This window comes from Chania multitudinisentens RB-25, assembly GCF_000520015.2.
In the GTDB taxonomy this organism is placed as follows: Bacteria; Pseudomonadota; Gammaproteobacteria; order Enterobacterales; family Enterobacteriaceae; genus Chania; species Chania multitudinisentens.
Map to the genome: position 1 here is coordinate 3,910,049 of NZ_CP007044.2, position 15,784 is coordinate 3,925,832.

The window sequence follows — 15,784 nt, forward strand, 5'->3', positions numbered from 1 at the left end:
AAGAAAGGCCACGCAATAGCGCAGCCCAGAATGATTGCCAGAAGATACCTGGCGATTAACTAAATAGGAGTATTTTCCTTTATAAAATATATACAGCATCAACGGAATGCCCCTCCAGCTTGACCGCATGTTGTAACGTGCAGTTATATAATTGCAGGCTTCCGCAATTTTGGAGAAGCCGCTAAAAATATAGATATATAGGAGATTTAAACATGTCGAAAATTATAAAATATGGCATCATCGCTTTACTGTTTACTATTACTGTTCCAGCATTTGCCTGTGTCTCAATCGGAGCCAGTCACACCTGTAATAAAGATTGCGAGGGTTATAATGGGGTTTGGTACCTACTCTGCATCTATGGTGGCCAACGGCACGAACCTTTGGCCAAAAGGGGTATTTATAACCTTAGGATGCCGTTTTCAATCCAAGCTACTCCATCCCTGTATTAGTGCCAGTGTGTTTTTGTAAGCAGAAAATAAGAGCCATGTCTCTACTTAACATCCTTCTTAACTTTTAAAATTAGCTGCGGCTTAGCAATAAGCCGCTCAATAGTTTCATGCATGGCAAACGTACAGCTGCAATTAACGTTTCAGCACTGGTGACAACGTTCTTTTTTCACTCAAATAACAGCTTGAGCAAATGTGCGCCGGATGACCGCACAAAGGACAATGCATCATTTTCATCTCCCTGTAAACGTAAAAAGCCCCAGCGATTAGGCTAGGGCTTGAATGAATGTTAGCTTGTCTGGCTTATATTATTGAAACTCAGGATCAGGCTTTTTCGTAATGCGATTACGTATATCTCTTCGCACCACTTCAATCACCCACATCCAAAGAATATGCCCAATCACCTCGGAGAAAATCTCCTCGAAAGGCAGTTGCCACAGAGGGGGAGCCCAGTGGAACACTGGCAACAAAATACCATGAAACCCTAGCGTTACCAGTATCGCAAAAGCAGCGCCCTGCCAAAGTTTGATCGCTGGGAAAACTTCAGCCACGGCACAATAAAACATAGCAAAAACGATTGAAAAAAAGTGGTGAACGCCCGCAATACCCCAGTTAACAATATGTCCCGAATAGGTGTAAACCATCTCATTAACGTTGAAGCCAAGGTTATTGAGCATTTCGGCTGGGGGGATCGCCCGGTCTGATGTGCGTGGCGGCAGTGGGTTTTCCGTACCCCACTTAACAAAACTAGACACGTTGCCGCCTAAAAAACCAGCCCATAATGCAACGGCATAATTACGCACTCCATGCTTTGTCATGAAAAATAAAGACATTTAAAACTCCTTTTGGACAGGGGGACTCTTACTCTACTCGATAGATGAGACCGCCTACAATTCAAAGCTCCTATATACCCAGGTAAGAACACCAGTCGGTGTCCCTCAATTAAAAATGGCATGATAACCACTTATTTATCAGAAAGTTATCGCTATAGCTCGCTACTATTTTCCTGATGCAGCATGGACACTGCTCCTGCCATTATTACCTCCAGAACGCTCTCAGCGCCCACGCTGGGCTAGAATGAAAATATTATCTGGCGGGGCACTCCACAGCGGCACAGATCGGGTCAGTTATGTGGGTGGCAGCGGTAAAAGTTCGGTACTGTTCATAACCTTGCTGAAACACCTGAAAGCGACTTACCGGTGGGCCAAAATAATCACACTCATGGTCCAGCATGCCCTCTGTCGAGGTAAAGCGGGGTTCGAAACGCAGGCCAAACCGGTGAAGAATGGCGAAATTAGCCCGGTTAATACTGGGCATGTCACCGGTTAGCCACTAGACGTATTATGGTGAAGCGCCCTGACTACGCGCCGCCGATGGCTGACATCGCCGCACGGGCCGCAGTCACTACCAAAAGCCACCGTTGCGATATTTATGCGCCACTCTGATCTCACGTTGTGGTGAGAAGAAAAACAAAACGGAGCCTGCTGGTTTTCACCGCAGGCTCCGTTTTTTTATGCACGTCTGCCGATTATTTGGCTTTCACGCTTTGCACATCAAACTCGCGTAACACCTGCGCCGCTGCTGCGAAGTCCGGGCTGAGCGGATGATCGGTATCCATAAATTTTACCTGTTTTCTCAATGCATCATACAGTGCGCTGGTTGGAGCGGATATGGCAAAACCGTTGTTCCTCTGCTTACGTAAATCAATGGCTTGTGCATCATGCATCAGCAAAATGCCCAACAGCTGATAGCTGTTATCGATCTGCTGTTGCAGGCGTTTCGCCACTTCCGGCGCGTTGGTCGCGATGTCTTCAATGTCACCCGCGACCGGCATGTAATCCATCGACACTGGTATCGCCAACTCTTTGTTGCGCATCGCCAGCGACATCACCGTTTTTTCCATCGCACCAAAGGCGTGAACGGTGTTGTCGGTGCCGAGGAAGCGCGTCAGGCCAGTGAATGACGGGTTATTCAGTTTCACCACTTGCTGGGCGTTGGCCAGCGAGTTATGCGCCAGCGCCAGACTCAACTGCTCGAACGGGAGCACCCACGGCAGCGGCTCGAAGTTGGCGGTCGGTAAAACAGCACCTTTCACGCCGCCTTGATCTACATAGCCGAGTTTGTCCTGCGGCCGGTCAGTCGGCGCGGTCACGCCAATCGCCACGCCGGGGTTGTCATCCGAACTGTTGAGCTGCACCAGCAGTTGGTCGTAGGCCTGCTGATAGCTGCGTTGCAGTTCTGCCAGCAAATAAACGCCGGAGCGGAAACTCAGCGGGTCTTGCAGTGGGCTATTATCGTCGTGCTGCCACAGGCTTGAGCCATTGAGCAGATTGCGCAGATGCTCGCCCATTGCCACTACTTCAGGATACGGGCGCAGCGCCAGCGTATTTTTGAGGAACGGCGAGACGTTGCCGTTCAGCGCTTCAAGGCTGGTGGCGTACATCAGTGAGTTCAACGGCAGAAGGTGCGCCAGTGAATTCAGCGCCAGTGCGGCGCTGGCCGCAGAGTAGGCGTTAGAACTTAAAATCGATAACGCGTCTTTTGCATAAGGCGCAACGACCGGCGTTTTGCTGCTGGTCAATGCGGCCTGAGCCGGGACTTTTTTGCCCTGATAATAGACATAGCCTTCGCCAATCATCGCCAAACCGATGTGGCTTATCACCGTGATATCACCCTCACCAATAGAACCATCACGTGGGATAACCGGCGTAATGCCTTTATTGAGGAAAGCCACGTAAGCGTCGATAACTTCTGGCTGCACGCCGCCACCGCCGGTCAGCAAGGTATTAAGACGAGTTGCCATTGTGGCGCGCGCGACTCGTTGGCCCATCGGTTCACCAATGCCACCGGAGTGCGCATGCAGCAAACCAATGTTGAATTTCTTGGAGGCCGCGATCACTTCATCGGTCAATTTGCCGTGCACATCCACCATCGGGCGGTCTTTGTTGAGACCGACACCGACCGTCAGGCCATAAATTTTCTGGCCGTTCTGCGCTGCCTCAATTAATACCTGATGTGCCTTTTTCACCCGCTCGGTGGCGGCAGGGGCAATCGCCACCGTTTCGCCATCGGCAATGCTGGCAATAATGGCAGGCGTGATGGAGTGACCATCCAGCGTCACGGTGGCTAAACTCAGCGAGCTGTAGCTCAGCGTGAGCAGTGTAATCATCGAAAGTGCAAACTTAGCTGGCATAGAAAACCCTCTTATTATTAGTGTGTTGTTCAGGTTGCGTGTTTATTGCTGATGTCGTACTTAAAAAGTCTTGCGGGCTTTCTGGCGTGAAATCATCACCAGCGTCACCATCGCCAAAACGCTGGCTATCATCACGTACCACGCTGGGGCAAAGCGTGTTCCGGTGTTTTCGGTTAACCAGGTCAAAATAGCCGGTGCGAAACCGCCAAAAATAGTCACGGCGAGGTTGTAAGAAACCGACATGCCATTGGCACGCACCTCAGTGGGAAACTGCTCGGAGAGCGCTGCTGGCGCCACGCCGACGAACAGCAACACCAAAATACAAAATAGGCTTTGCACTAAAATCAGCGTGCCAGTGGTGTGTGAAGCATCGAGCAGCATCAGCAACGGATAGCTGCAAATCAGCAGCAGGCCTGCGCCAACCATCAGTAATTTATGCGTGCCAATGCGGTCGGAATAACTGCCCGCCGCCACGCAACACGCCACCATGAAACAGTTACCGATAAACGCGGCCAGAAACGCCTGATGGCTTTCGAAATGCAGCACGCGCTGAACATAAATCGGCATGAAGATGATCAGCGAGTAGATGCTGACCGCCCACAGAATCGACAATTCTGTTCCCAGCAATACTTAGCTATCAGTCAGGGCAAAATTGTCGCCACCGGCAGCAGCCAGCCACCGGATGCCGAAAAAGTGATCGACGCCAGCGACAAGTGGGTTATCCCCGGCGTTATTGACGGACAAGTTCACTCCGGCAGCCAGGCCAATCAGGAAGGATTAGGCTGGGCGTCCCGCGCGGCGGCGGCGGGCGGTATCACCGTGATGGTTGATATGCCGTATGACGACCCTGAACCCGTGGCCAGCCGGGTTCAGCTCGATAACAAAATTGCCGAAGTGGAGCGTGATTGCCACGTCGACGTGGCGCTGTTCGGTACGCTCAATCAAAAACACGGTTTGAAGCGGCTGCGGGATTGATTGAAGGCGGTGTCTGCGCGTTCAAATTTTCCACCTTTGAAGCGATGCCCGGCCGTTTCCCTCGTGTCGAAGAGGACGACTTGCTGCATGCGTTTCAACTGATTGCGCCAAGCGGTTTGGCCTGCGCGGTACATAACCAGATGCAGGAAATGACCCGCAAAAATATCCAGCGGATGATTGCCGAAAACGACACCGGCTGGGACTCCTTTATGCGTGCTCATACTCCGCTGATTGAAAATCTGGCGACCGCTCAGTTGTATGAAATTGGCGCGGTAACCGGTGCACGAGCCCATGCGGTGCACGTTTCTACGTCGCGCGGGTTCGAGATTTATAAGATGTACAAGAACGCGGGTGATCCGGTGACTATCGAGACCTGTGTGCAATATCTGATGCTGAATCACGAAGAACACGCGTTCAAGCTGGGTGCAAAAACCAAACATTACCCGCCAATCCGTCCGAAAGCCGAGTCTGAGTTGCTATGGACGCATATCGCGCAGGGCGATTGCACTTTTGTCTCTTCCGACCATGTGAGTTGGGGGTTGGAACGCAAAGGCGAGCCGAACATTTTCAAAAACTCCTCCGGTGGACCGGGGCTTGAGACGCTACTCCCAGCAATGTGGACGGGCTGCGAACAACATGGCATTTCACCAAACACGCTGGTGCAACTTCTGTGCCGCAACCCGGCACAACACTTCTTGTTAGACGATCGCAAAGGGTCGTTTGATACCGGAAAAGACGCTGATTTCGTGATCCTGAATCCTGAAACCTACCGTTTTGACCCGTCTGCTAGCCTGTCTGCAGTGACCTGGAGCTCCTTCGTGGATATGGAATTCACCGTGCGTGTTGAGCAAACGTGGTGCCGTGGTCAGCAGGTATTTAATCGCGGCAATATCGTCAATCAGGCGGGCTATGGCCAGTTCCTGCGCCCGCGTCGCGTGGCTTAACGGAGAGACGACGATGACAATCCCAACTTCTGACACAGTGACGCTGCGTGGCCTGATAAACGCCGCCCGCCTGTGGGAGAGCGCCAACCAGTTGGCGACCATGACGCTACCCAATATGCCGTGGACTCGCCGCGCTTTTACGCCGCTATTTGAACAAGGGCGGCGCTGGTTGAAACAACAAATGGAGGAACGTAGCGCCCCAGTGGGGCGAGCACGGCAGCGCTGCTGCCTCTACCGTCTTTAAGCCCCAGCCTCACATCAACTCCGGTGCCGCCTGACGGCCCGCACGGTGTCGCATGCCCCACCGCCGCGTTGATACACGCATAAAATGAGCACGTCTGCGACGTGAGCCGGTTGGCGCCGACGCCCTTTTCCTGCCCGATAACGCCCTGTAGACTCTGCCCCATGTATATTCCGCGCCCCGCAAAGCTGCTGTTTCAGCATGACGATGGCTGGAGCCGCTATCTCGACAAACACGGCCACACCCTCAGCGACTGGACCAAACTCGCCGTCGAGCGCATGTTCGCCTGTGGCACCTGTGCCATGGGCGTGCGCCGCTACTGCTGCGCCTCACCGGATTGCACCCATGCCCGCTTCTTCTGCCAGAGCTGCAAGTCCAAGGCCTGCAGCAGCTGTGGCCTCAAGGCCACCGAGCAGTGGATTGCCGAGCAGCAACACATCCTGCCCGACTGCGACTGGCAGCACATTACTTTCACCATGCCGCATCTGCTGTGGCCGTTCTTCAACAACAACTGGCCCCTGCTCAATGCGCTTTTCCGCTGCGCCACCCGCGCCATGCTTCGCTGGGCCCGCCAGCAGGGTATCGAAGTCGGCATCTTTTGTGCGCTACACACTTACGGCCGGCAACTCAATCAGCATCCGCATATCCACGTTTCCGTCACCCGCGGCAGCCTTGACGTCAAACACCATGTATGGCGGTCGCTGTTCTTTAAAAAGAAAGCCGTCGGAGCCATATGGCGCAACGCCGTGGTTTACCTGCTGCGCGACAACTATACTCACATCAATCCCGGCGGCCTGCCGGGCCTCGGCCATATCCGTAATGAAGACAGGTGGCACCGTTACCTGCATGCGCAATATCACCGTGCCTGTAAGGTACACTTTGCCAAAAAGACCCGCGGCGCCTGGCGCAGCGTGAAATACCTGGGCCGGTACCTGAAGCGCCCGCCGGTGGCGGCTTCTCAGCTGCGCCACTACCGCGGCGGGGCCGTGGTGCATAAGTATTACGATCACCGCACGCAGCAGCACAAACGCCAGAAAATCAGCCAGGAGGAGATGCTGCAGCGTTACATCAGCCATATTCCGGCGCGGCATTTTAAAATGGTGCGGTACTACGGTTTTCTGGCCAACCGCAAGCGCGGCACGCTGCTGCCGAAGGTTTACGATGCGCTGGAAATGACGGTGCGGGAAAAACCCAAACGTCCCGGGTTCGCAGTGCTGATGAAGGGCTTCCTGGGCACCGACCCGTACCAGTGCATCCTCTGCAAAGGCCGGCTGCGTTTTGCTGGCGCCGTGGCGGGTGAGCATGCCACAAAAATGCTCTCTGACAGGCTGCATCGGATGGCGAAAAAACGATGGCTTCAGACCCCATTGCTGGGTCAGTGCGCCTGAAAAACGGGTTTTGGATTAAAAACACAACAAAACTGGCATTTTCACACATAAACCGTAGCAATACCGCACCATTAGTGGATACATCGCGCTGCCGTTTATGTTCAGTCGCTCTCAAAAGATACGATCCAATCTCCTAACCATGAACTTAAATCATAAATCTAGCCAATACTCCATCCTTTGTTCATTTTACAATTAATCAATGTGGAGAATCATGATATTTGGATGCACCACAAAATAAGGCCTAACCCTTTCTGGTTCCTCAATGCACATATCCTCCCCTCTCCGGCTTGAAGATGAAACACCTAAACAACTCGCGAAACATGACGAAAGCCTTCTTAGGGAGCCATTCGGCAATTGCACAGGGAAATTATAATACCTTAACACGTCCTCCATGTGTCCTCCGTAGGGAGATGGATTGCCAGTTGTATTTACATCAAGGTATCGGTGATTAGGGTATTGAGATTCTGACCCATCAACTCTTATAACAGTGACATCACGAATATTCTCCGCAGGAATCGTATCAACCGCATCCCATTCATCAGCTCGGCGAGCCATCTCAAGTGACATTATAGAAAGAGGACTCAATGGGTTGTATCTCTGTAATTCATCGATAGACGCTGGGCCACTATAAAAAGTATTATCAGCGCGTATCGTATAAAGATAAGCTGTACGACCCTGTCTAATATGTTCGTCAGCTATAGCGCGTACAGAAGCATAATCGCTTGCGGTCGATATAAAACCGCTTGTAGAGCCCTGTAGAGATGAACACGTTGCACCATTTATATGAGCGACAATATTGTAATCATGCCCCCAAGCTTGAAAACCATGGCTGAAGATCTCATCATGGTGTCGACTATCAACCCTATAGACAATACTTGGCGCAGCAGATACTGCTGTACTGGATATCGTCAAAAAAAAACACCACAAGGAAAAAAATTTCATGAGTTTATTCTCTTTGCATATGAGTTTATTAACCCGAGTTAAGACATTATAACAATAATATAAATGAGCTCAGCATAAGCAGAATCGTTAATCCAATACTTATTATAGAGTTCATATTATCCTTAACTCTATCAAGTAATACTGAAAGAAGAAATCAAACATTTTCTTAACTTTAATTTGGAGATATGCCACCAGCATCTGAAATCCATAGCCCACTAACGTTATTTCCAGAAGAACATCTTACTCTTACTTGAGCGCCAGTTGAGTATGCGGTAAGTGCTATTGAAAGCATCGCCTTTCCATAATCAGTATTAACACCATGATCAGCGGATAAGTATGACCAAAGATCTGGAGGATGATGTGCAAAGTGAATTCGCGGCTGGTAGTAACGGCTATCATAACCAATACCATCAATTCTATGCAGTTCGTTAATTGGACTGTTTGGACAAGTCCAACCTTGGGTTGCGTTTGCATCCCCAATAAACAGAGAAGTTGAAAGAAAAATAGTTGCAAGTGCTGATTTTAAGATCAATGGATATCCCCTCTACTATGAACCACCACGGTGTCTCCATCGCGCACGAATGACAACAGTGAATCCAGCTCTGGCCGCTGAGTATCTTTACCCGATGCTTTATCGACGAAGACTTTATCCACCCGAGTCTGATCCAGTTGCCGTTCAGGATTCTGGTCAAAGCTACTTACCCGGATATAACCAATACGTTGACCTTTCATACGTCTCCAATACTGAATGTGTCAAGAAATAATCTATGACCTTTCATTCTTTGTGTCAATTAATATATAGAGTAACTTTATTCTGACAGTTTTTTACTATCAGGCCTGACGTCAGGTTAGGGTATACATAAAACTGACAAATCATAACGTAACGGCGTCACCTATTTTCGGCCTATTGTCTGTGTTTATGCATAAGCAGATAACAGATGGAAAAGTATAGTAGGGCTCTCCGGTTGGAGATATCGCGGAGTCTTATAAAAGCCGCACTCAACCCTTTGTCTGATGCAGACGAGAGCGTACTAACTGCCAAGTTCGATAATTACGACCACTTCGTCGCTAATATGCTCTACCTTCAAATGTTTCGATAGAAATGTATCTTTTGCCGCTGTTGCACTTCTTTCTTGTTGCTCTGTAGCAGCTACTGCTTTCCCCTCCTCCACTCTGACAGCCGCAGCCCTCTCCAATTGAAGGCGTGTTTCCTGAATGGTCTTGGACGCTTCCGCGAAAGTATCTGGCTCAACCAACCCCTTTGCGTTAAGTCTCGACAGTTTATTCTCTATGCTATTGAGTCTTTCAAAAGGAAAAAATACAGCCAATACTCACCTTAAAATAAAAAAACCAAGATAAAACCATAATAAATTAAAGAAAAATCCTTTTATTCATGAATGAGTTAACGAACAGAAACCTCGCCATTGATAATATGATCTTACTGTGGTTACCTAGCCCAGAAGTCATCACAGAAACCCTATAAGGTCCCTATAACCATGAGAATATTATCATCAGCAATTGCTGCATTATTTTTATTAATCGCGGCTTCCGCTCCTGTAAAGGCAGCGACTGACTTAGCAGGAACAACAGCGAAATTCACACTCATCTCGGCCATACCACAAGGGCAGCTCTCTATATCTATCAAGTGCTTTTATAAAAAAGAAACATACTTGCGGGGTGTGCTTCAGAGAACAGAAACTGTAGCGTTTATCTATCCTCTTAGGGATGGGTGCAGAGGCAACTGGACAAGCTAACGTAGCAAAATTAAAACGCACAGCCTGATGACAAACTGTGCGTTTGAAGAATAAATGCATCCGCTAGACAATAATTCAGCTTACTTTAATACACCTACCTCATTTTTTATGTATAACGGCCAACGCAGCCGCTTCCATGACCTGAATATCAGTTAATGCGGTTGCCCCGCTCTCTACGCCGTACAATTTCATTACCCACGGCAGGCAGTTGTAATCCAGCCCTGTTATACCGCACATGCCGGTACGCCATTATGTGGCTATGGCTCGGAAGGCTTGAAATGTGGGCCAGACACAAGGCCAGACCTCCACTGGGCCAGGTTCCACATCCTCAAGCGTTAACCCGAATGCGGCGAGTTCTTCTTCGGAGAGATCAGGGTAAATTGAGCAGTCATATCATCGATACCTTTAGAAATGGGGCTTAGAACAGCGCCCCTTAGAAATTATTTGTCTTTGTAGAACGTCATGCTGCGGGATTTTTCGTGAGGGAGCTAGCACCGCTGCCAACCGGATTTGATTAAAACGATAGCCTGCATCCTTCGAACTGCTTTATCAGGTCTATACCGCGCTGGCTTACTTTGACGCTACACATTGCCTTTCCCCTTACTGGATTTGAACAACTGCACTACGTTACCTTTTGTGCGCAGCACCATCACACACAGCACTGTGTTGATAAACAATTCTGCCGGGTCAGTCGTGCCTTCATACGCCCCCAGTGCGATACGGATCGCCACAGAGCCGGTTGCCAGTATCAAGCAATAAGCAAGGTAAGCCCCCCAGCGCACATACTCACCACCATCGCGGCGGAATGTCAGCAGACGGATGGCGGTCACTGCACAAATAACAGCATTGATTAACGTTTCGGGGTCATGAGTTATCATCGCTGCTCCCTTTCTTCTTCAGGAATCCGCCACCGCTGTTGATCATCATCAGCAGGCGGATAACACAACCCGCTGCGATTAAAGCCCCAGCCGCATCTGCTCCCTGGTCGTAACCAACTGGCAGGAAATCAACAATCCAGGCCGCTGCCGGCTTGTACATCGTCAGCCCAGCGGTGAAGCTGCCGATCGCCAGAATCACGCGGGAACGAATGCCATACTCTGAGGCGGAAACAACAAACAGGATCGCGCCAGCAAAAGCGCCCAGTACAACGTCAGCGGGTAACCCAGCAAAGAACGTCATGATTGCAACCCCTGTTACTGCTCCGCCAGCCACAGTTGTCGTGGTGGTAACAGGCTCTACCATTTTTACTCCTTTGTTTTCCTTGTTCGCTCAGCGAACGCTGGGCGGTCGTTATGAAAAAGGCCCACAGAAGTGAGCCTTAAATAAAATATGGTTTGACCTTAACAATAAGGACCCAGCGCACTCCGGTAATATTCTGTAACGTATAACACCTTCACCATGACACCGCCGCCATAGCTTGGAATTAGCTCAAGAATCAAACGCTCGCCTGGTTTAATAAAGATTGGTTGTTGATTATTAGCATCACGGCCATGGAGATTATATATAGGTGCCATTACCATATTTAAACCTTAAATAGCTCCCTTCATACTGTGAAACCACGTCAATTTTTACTGGATATTTTAGATTTTCTTTATTGATACTTTGTGTCTGACGCATGTTACTAACATCAACAACAGCCCCTTTCTCACTCATTACTATATAGAATTTTTCGTTATCCCAATGTTCGATCCCCTCTGGAATAATTTCTGATTCCACAGGTGAAAACTGATAGATCTCTTGAACAGGACGAGCACCTTTTGTTGCCATGATAATTCCTCTTGGTTCATTTCCCCAAGCTGTGAGCCAATAAAAATAAAAGGCCACATAATATGCTCAGCCTGAAATGGTTGCCAGGATGAAAATATCTCCATTACTGTGTAGAGATAACTTCTTTAATCCAATCGTGGAAAAAAGAGACGCGCGTATATTGCTCTGCTGGCGGCATTAACGACCTGGATACTAATCCTGAAACTACATATTCACCTGATGTATTTTTCACCATCAAAGGGCCTCCAGAATCGCCACCTTTAACGCCACCCGCTGAATTTCCAGCACAAATGTTACTCTTAGGATCGTAGAATGTCGGAGGATAACCGGGTGGCACATCAATGCACTTCTTGTCCTCCATCACCGCTATGTCGGTTTTCAGCAAAACATCCGGGGTAACATTATTTTCTGTCATGCCAAAACCAGCAACCACCATCTTAGTTCCTGGCGGTAATGGTATTGATTCATTGATACCATTTAGCTTTGCATACCTCACCCCTTGTACAGGCTCACTCAATTTAAGCAGCGCAATATCATACTGCCCTCTTGCTCTCTGTCCAGCTGTTGCCCACCACTTAGGGTGGATAGTCACTTCTTCAACGTCCGCCATCTTATGATAAATAGGCGTAGGTTTATACTTCTCTAGGCCAACAAGTACTTTAGGTTTAACGGTCAAAGTGTCAACGCAATGTGCAGCCGTAATGATCCACCGCTCATTAATTATTGCGCCACCACATCGATGACCGGAAATATCACCATTACCTGTGTTCAAGGCAGAATAAAACGGAAATTCCCCGGGTGCTGTCGGTTCACCGTTCTCAATTTTAACATCAGATATTGCCGATGCCGATGTCAACAATAAACCCATACCTATTGCTACTAACCTTTTAAACTTTATCCCACTCATAATAAACCTCTTTTTAGTAACCTTTTAAAAAATGAAGATAGATACCCGCAACCCATACTCACTTTGTCATAGAAGGTATGCGTGGTGGTTGAATATTTTAGTGGGGTAGCTTAAGAAAAATTCCACGCAATAGCACAGCCCTGAATTCTCCCACTTACTGCTACGGGGCGACCAACCGCAGTTATCGCAGAATCAAATTGTAGCCCTGACTTATTTCGCGCCGGGTTTATCTGGGGCATGTAAATCCCCTTTGCGCTGCCGTTTTCTCTAAACGATCGTGGCAGTACGAATAAAAAAGCTCACCGAAGTGAGCCCATAATGAAAAAGCCCCGGGCTATGCCGAGGCTCTTATTGGATTAGACCTACCATAATAGTTTATGGCTAAATTATTTTTGCTTTGTACTATTTTTGCCACCGTGCTAGTCCATCGCCAAAAGCATAGTGTTCTACAACAACAATTTCATTCAATCCGTTGACCAGTTTGGCGATTCTCTCTATGTCTATAAGTGTTGGCCAAATTAATAATACAACTTGGCGAGCCACATCCCCTGCAGACTTAACCCTATCATTTGCCGTTGATGAAAATTCAACCCCATGAATCAGGACGCCATCTCTGCCTGTCACAAGCTTATGGGAAATGTAGAGGAGATTCCCGACTTGGTGCAGCCACCGGCAACTTATACCTAATTTACAGGATAAATGGCTCCAGAGGGTTAGGTATGCGCTGAGTCGGGACCTTAATTCTACATAACTGTATTAAACAAATTGATAACGGATGGAAATTATTTTGATTGCGCAATGTGGTAGCTCGCTGCCGGGATCATGTAGCCAGCCAGTACCTAGTTCACTACTTTCGTGGCACCTCCATGGCGGAGCGTGGGGCACAAGTATCTGCAAACACGTTAACCACCAATTTCAGTAAAGCCAGGGATCTCGCAAACATCGACTGGGGATCGGGAACGCCAGCAACACTTCATGAACAGCGCTCCCTCGCCGAACGCTTATACAGAGAGCAAGGCGTCAATACACGGCTACTTCTTGGCCATAAGTCACAGAAACAAACTGATCGTTACAATGATGATCGAGGGAAAGACTGGATAACAATTGCGGTTTAAGTAGCGGGTTTTGATAACCGTTGCATATTGAATAATAAAAAACGGGAGCCATAAGCTCCCGTAATCATTCAGCGCTAAAACGCACTTACATGTGTTTAACGATAGCGTCACCAAACTCTGAACATTTCAGCAGCTTAGCGCCTTCCATCAGGCGTTCGAAGTCATAGGTTACGGTCTTGGCAGCGATAGCGCCTTCCATGCCCTTAACAATCAGGTCGGCCGCTTCGAACCAGCCCATATGACGCAGCATCATTTCAGCCGACAGGATCACGGAACCCGGGTTCACTTTATCCTGGCCCGCATACTTAGGTGCCGTGCCGTGAGTGGCTTCGAACAGTGCACAATCGTCACCGATGTTGGCGCCTGGAGCAATACCGATACCACCAACCTGTGCGGCCAGGGCATCAGAAATGTAGTCACCGTTGAGGTTCATACAGGCAATGACGTCGTATTCCGCCGGGCGCAGCAGGATTTGCTGCAAGAATGCATCAGCGATCACGTCTTTAACCACGATCTCTTTGCCAGTTTTCGGGTTCTTGATTTTCAACCATGGGCCACCGTCGATCAGTTCACCGCCAAACTCTTCACGCGCCAGCTCGTAACCCCAATCCTTGAAGGCACCTTCGGTGAACTTCATGATGTTGCCTTTATGAACCAGCGTTACAGAATCGCGATCGTTGGTGATGGCGTATTCGATCGCCGCACGCACCAGGCGCTTGGTGCCTTCTTCTGAACAGGGCTTCACGCCAATCCCACACTGCTCTGGGAAGCGGATTTTCTTCACGCCCATTTCTTCACGCAGGAATTTGATCACTTTATCCGCTTCCGCTGAACCGGCTTTCCATTCGATACCAGCGTAAATGTCTTCAGCATTTTCACGGAAGATCACCATATCGGTCAGCTCAGGCTGTTTTACCGGGCTTGGAGTACCTTGGTAGTAACGCACCGGGCGCAGGCACACATACAGATCAAGCTGCTGGCGCAGGGCAACGTTCAGGGAGCGGATACCGCCACCAACCGGAGTGGTCAGCGGGCCTTTGATAGCAACGCGGTAGTCACGGATAAGACTCAGTGTTTCGTCCGGCAGCCACACGTCTTTACCGTATACGTGGGTGGATTTCTCACCGGTATAAATCTCCATCCAGGAGATTTTACGTTCGCCGTGGTAGGCTTTTTTTACTGCTGCATCAACCACGTGAATCATAGCAGGGGTAACATCAACGCCAATACCGTCACCTTCAATAAACGGGATAATGGGGTTATGCGGAACAACCAGTTTACCCTGGGCATCAACCGTAATTTTTTTACCTTCTGCCGGAACAACTACTTTGCTTTCCATCAACCTCTCCTTCATTCTTCAAGCGCAATTTTTGTTAATGCTTTGTAAGATGCGTGTCAATACTACTTGAATATTCAGCCCGCGCCAATCCGAAACGGATTCGGCTATAATGCGCTTATCATCCGTAATATCAACGACCATGAATAGATTCTCTGTTAAAAATCACCAAGTTAAACGATTCAGCCCAAACCAGCCTGCCGCTCGAAGCGCACCGCAGGGGGCGCGACGGGTGGTGTTATTCAACAAGCCTTTTGATGTATTGCCACAGTTTACCGACGAAACCGGGCGCACTACCCTGAAAAAATTTATTCCTTTTACCGACGTTTATGCTGCTGGGAGACTGGACCGCGACAGCGAAGGGTTACTGGTGCTGACCAATGATGGCAAATTGCAGGCACAGTTGACACAACCCGGTAAACGGATCGGCAAAGTGTATTACGTGCAGGTAGAAGGCAAACCGCAGGAAAGCGATTTACTTCGGCTGCGTAATGGGGTCACGCTAAAAGACGGCCCAACATTACCCGCTGGCATAGAGCAAGTAGATGAACCTCAATGGTTATGGCCACGCATCCCACCAATCCGTGAGCGTAAATCCATCCCGACCTGCTGGTTGAAAATCACCTTATATGAAGGCCGCAACCGCCAGGTGCGGCGTATGACGGCGCATATCGGCTTCCCTACCCTGCGCCTGATTCGCTACAGTATGGGAAATCTTTCTTTGGGCACTTTACAGCCCGGCGAATGGCAATCGCTTGATTCGCTGTAACCGCTAG

The 15,784-nt window shown here is 49.2% G+C and carries 18 protein-coding genes and 5 pseudogenes; 8 read left to right on the forward strand and 15 right to left on the reverse strand.

The window, feature by feature from the left end; genetic code table 11:
• Positions 1-526 precede the first annotated feature (526 nt).
• Both Z042_RS26650 and Z042_RS17115 read right to left on the reverse strand, forming a co-directional pair.
• Positions 527-677: pseudogene (locus Z042_RS26650) on the reverse strand (ogr/Delta-like zinc finger family protein); the annotation flags it as partial.
• Positions 678-754: 77 nt separating this feature from the next.
• Complete coding sequence (locus Z042_RS17115; RefSeq protein WP_024913286.1) at positions 755-1,279, reverse strand: YagU family protein; 525 nt, start codon at positions 1,277-1,279, stop codon at positions 755-757.
• Positions 1,280-1,526: 247 nt separating this feature from the next.
• Here Z042_RS17115 and Z042_RS26100 point away from each other — a divergent pair.
• Together Z042_RS26100 and Z042_RS25230 are read left to right on the forward strand one after the other, a co-directional pair.
• Positions 1,527-1,679, forward strand: a pseudogene (locus Z042_RS26100) (IS630 family transposase); the annotation flags it as partial.
• 89 nt (positions 1,680-1,768) lie between these two features.
• Positions 1,769-1,891, forward strand: a pseudogene (locus tag Z042_RS25230) (class I SAM-dependent methyltransferase); the annotation flags it as partial.
• A gap of 83 nt (positions 1,892-1,974) precedes the next feature.
• On the opposite strand, the gene Z042_RS17125 reads toward Z042_RS25230, so the two are convergent.
• Together Z042_RS17125 and Z042_RS17130 are read right to left on the reverse strand one after the other, a co-directional pair.
• Positions 1,975-3,639, reverse strand: a complete 1,665-nt coding sequence (locus tag Z042_RS17125) for an HAL/PAL/TAL family ammonia-lyase (protein ID WP_202901341.1) — start codon at positions 3,637-3,639, stop codon at positions 1,975-1,977.
• A 60-nt stretch (positions 3,640-3,699) separates the two neighbouring features.
• On the reverse strand, positions 3,700-4,206 hold the full coding sequence (locus tag Z042_RS17130) for an MFS transporter (RefSeq protein ID WP_081758459.1): 507 nt from the start codon (positions 4,204-4,206) through the stop codon (positions 3,700-3,702).
• Here Z042_RS17130 and Z042_RS26390 point away from each other — a divergent pair.
• From Z042_RS26390 to Z042_RS17145, 4 genes are all read left to right on the forward strand, one after another.
• On the forward strand, positions 4,165-4,614 hold the full coding sequence (locus Z042_RS26390; protein ID WP_202901340.1) for an amidohydrolase family protein: 450 nt from the start codon (positions 4,165-4,167) through the stop codon (positions 4,612-4,614). The two genes, Z042_RS17130 and Z042_RS26390, sit on opposite strands and share 42 nt — an antisense overlap.
• The gene (locus tag Z042_RS17135) at positions 4,545-5,558 is read left to right on the forward strand and encodes a dihydroorotase (protein ID WP_202901339.1); all 1,014 of its coding nucleotides are present in this window, start codon (positions 4,545-4,547) and stop codon (positions 5,556-5,558) included. The genes Z042_RS26390 and Z042_RS17135 overlap by 70 nt, the downstream gene beginning before the upstream one ends.
• A 13-nt stretch (positions 5,559-5,571) precedes the next feature.
• Complete coding sequence (locus Z042_RS26105) at positions 5,572-5,802, forward strand: hypothetical protein (RefSeq protein WP_154666984.1); 231 nt, start codon at positions 5,572-5,574, stop codon at positions 5,800-5,802.
• Between the two features lie 161 nt (positions 5,803-5,963).
• Positions 5,964-7,187 carry an IS91 family transposase gene (locus Z042_RS17145; protein ID WP_024913281.1) on the forward strand — a complete coding sequence of 408 codons (1,224 nt, stop codon included), beginning with the start codon at positions 5,964-5,966 and terminating at the stop codon, positions 7,185-7,187.
• 192 nt (positions 7,188-7,379) lie between these two features.
• Here the strand turns inward: Z042_RS17145 and Z042_RS25235 are convergent, their stop codons facing one another.
• From Z042_RS25235 to Z042_RS17180, 10 genes and pseudogenes are all read right to left on the reverse strand, one after another.
• The gene (locus tag Z042_RS25235; protein ID WP_071882842.1) at positions 7,380-8,129 is read right to left on the reverse strand and encodes a scabin-related ADP-ribosyltransferase; all 750 of its coding nucleotides are present in this window, start codon (positions 8,127-8,129) and stop codon (positions 7,380-7,382) included.
• A gap of 172 nt (positions 8,130-8,301) precedes the next feature.
• Positions 8,302-8,661: a hypothetical protein gene (locus tag Z042_RS26110; RefSeq protein WP_154666985.1), complete on the reverse strand. Its 360-nt coding sequence runs from the start codon at positions 8,659-8,661 to the stop codon at positions 8,302-8,304.
• 14 nt (positions 8,662-8,675) lie between these two features.
• Positions 8,676-8,861: pseudogene (locus Z042_RS17150) on the reverse strand (recombinase family protein); the annotation flags it as partial.
• Between the two features lie 299 nt (positions 8,862-9,160).
• A complete protein-coding gene (locus Z042_RS17155; RefSeq protein WP_024913279.1) occupies positions 9,161-9,457 on the reverse strand; it encodes a hypothetical protein in 297 nt (98 codons plus the stop codon).
• A 149-nt stretch (positions 9,458-9,606) separates the two neighbouring features.
• Positions 9,607-9,735 (reverse strand): hypothetical protein, encoded by a 129-nt coding sequence (locus tag Z042_RS26740; RefSeq protein ID WP_257720494.1) that lies wholly within the window; start codon positions 9,733-9,735, stop codon positions 9,607-9,609.
• Positions 9,736-9,982: 247 nt separating this feature from the next.
• Positions 9,983-10,120 carry a DUF1799 domain-containing protein gene (locus tag Z042_RS17160; RefSeq protein ID WP_156030382.1) on the reverse strand — a complete coding sequence of 46 codons (138 nt, stop codon included), beginning with the start codon at positions 10,118-10,120 and terminating at the stop codon, positions 9,983-9,985.
• A gap of 344 nt (positions 10,121-10,464) precedes the next feature.
• Positions 10,465-10,761, reverse strand: coding sequence for a phage holin family protein (locus Z042_RS17165; RefSeq protein ID WP_024913278.1), 297 nt, complete (start codon positions 10,759-10,761; stop codon positions 10,465-10,467).
• Positions 10,748-11,125: a putative holin gene (locus Z042_RS17170; protein ID WP_024913277.1), complete on the reverse strand. Its 378-nt coding sequence runs from the start codon at positions 11,123-11,125 to the stop codon at positions 10,748-10,750. The genes Z042_RS17165 and Z042_RS17170 overlap by 14 nt, the downstream gene beginning before the upstream one ends.
• Before the next feature lie 255 nt (positions 11,126-11,380).
• A complete protein-coding gene (locus tag Z042_RS17175; protein WP_024913276.1) occupies positions 11,381-11,650 on the reverse strand; it encodes a hypothetical protein in 270 nt (89 codons plus the stop codon).
• A gap of 103 nt (positions 11,651-11,753) precedes the next feature.
• The gene (locus tag Z042_RS17180; protein WP_024913275.1) at positions 11,754-12,557 is read right to left on the reverse strand and encodes a S1 family peptidase; all 804 of its coding nucleotides are present in this window, start codon (positions 12,555-12,557) and stop codon (positions 11,754-11,756) included.
• Positions 12,558-13,348: 791 nt separating this feature from the next.
• On the opposite strand from Z042_RS17180, the pseudogene Z042_RS17185 reads away from it, so the two are divergent.
• A pseudogene (locus tag Z042_RS17185) lies at positions 13,349-13,672 on the forward strand (tyrosine-type recombinase/integrase); the annotation flags it as partial.
• 85 nt (positions 13,673-13,757) lie between these two features.
• Here Z042_RS17185 and icd read toward each other — a convergent pair.
• Positions 13,758-15,011: an NADP-dependent isocitrate dehydrogenase gene (icd, locus tag Z042_RS17190; RefSeq protein ID WP_024913273.1), complete on the reverse strand. Its 1,254-nt coding sequence runs from the start codon at positions 15,009-15,011 to the stop codon at positions 13,758-13,760.
• 139 nt (positions 15,012-15,150) lie between these two features.
• On the opposite strand from icd, the gene rluE reads away from it, so the two are divergent.
• Positions 15,151-15,777, forward strand: a complete 627-nt coding sequence (gene rluE / locus Z042_RS17195) for a 23S rRNA pseudouridine(2457) synthase RluE (RefSeq protein WP_024913272.1) — start codon at positions 15,151-15,153, stop codon at positions 15,775-15,777.
• Positions 15,778-15,784: the final 7 nt, after the last annotated feature.

Excerpts from the sequence above, each read along its gene's own strand:
- Z042_RS17115 (WP_024913286.1), bottom strand. The coding sequence starts at position 1,279 with ATGTCTTTATTTTTCATGACAAAGCATGGAGTGCGTAATTATGCCGTT.
- Z042_RS17125 (WP_202901341.1), bottom strand. The coding sequence starts at position 3,639 with ATGCCAGCTAAGTTTGCACTTTCGATGATTACACTGCTCACGCTGAGC.
- Z042_RS26390 (WP_202901340.1), top strand. The coding sequence starts at position 4,165 with ATGGCTTTCGAAATGCAGCACGCGCTGAACATAAATCGGCATGAAGAT.
- Z042_RS17130 (WP_081758459.1), bottom strand. The coding sequence starts at position 4,206 with ATGCCGATTTATGTTCAGCGCGTGCTGCATTTCGAAAGCCATCAGGCG.
- Z042_RS26105 (WP_154666984.1), top strand. The coding sequence starts at position 5,572 with ATGACAATCCCAACTTCTGACACAGTGACGCTGCGTGGCCTGATAAAC.
- Z042_RS17145 (WP_024913281.1), top strand. The coding sequence starts at position 5,964 with ATGTATATTCCGCGCCCCGCAAAGCTGCTGTTTCAGCATGACGATGGC.
- Z042_RS25235 (WP_071882842.1), bottom strand. The coding sequence starts at position 8,129 with ATGAAATTTTTTTCCTTGTGGTGTTTTTTTTTGACGATATCCAGTACA.
- Z042_RS26740 (WP_257720494.1), bottom strand. The coding sequence starts at position 9,735 with ATGAGTGTGAATTTCGCTGTTGTTCCTGCTAAGTCAGTCGCTGCCTTT.
- Z042_RS17160 (WP_156030382.1), bottom strand. The coding sequence starts at position 10,120 with ATGTGCGGTATAACAGGGCTGGATTACAACTGCCTGCCGTGGGTAATG.
- Z042_RS17165 (WP_024913278.1), bottom strand. The coding sequence starts at position 10,761 with ATGATAACTCATGACCCCGAAACGTTAATCAATGCTGTTATTTGTGCA.
- Z042_RS17170 (WP_024913277.1), bottom strand. The coding sequence starts at position 11,125 with ATGGTAGAGCCTGTTACCACCACGACAACTGTGGCTGGCGGAGCAGTA.
- Z042_RS17175 (WP_024913276.1), bottom strand. The coding sequence starts at position 11,650 with ATGGCAACAAAAGGTGCTCGTCCTGTTCAAGAGATCTATCAGTTTTCA.
- Z042_RS17180 (WP_024913275.1), bottom strand. The coding sequence starts at position 12,557 with ATGAGTGGGATAAAGTTTAAAAGGTTAGTAGCAATAGGTATGGGTTTA.
- icd (WP_024913273.1), bottom strand. The coding sequence starts at position 15,011 with ATGGAAAGCAAAGTAGTTGTTCCGGCAGAAGGTAAAAAAATTACGGTT.
- rluE (WP_024913272.1), top strand. The coding sequence starts at position 15,151 with ATGAATAGATTCTCTGTTAAAAATCACCAAGTTAAACGATTCAGCCCA.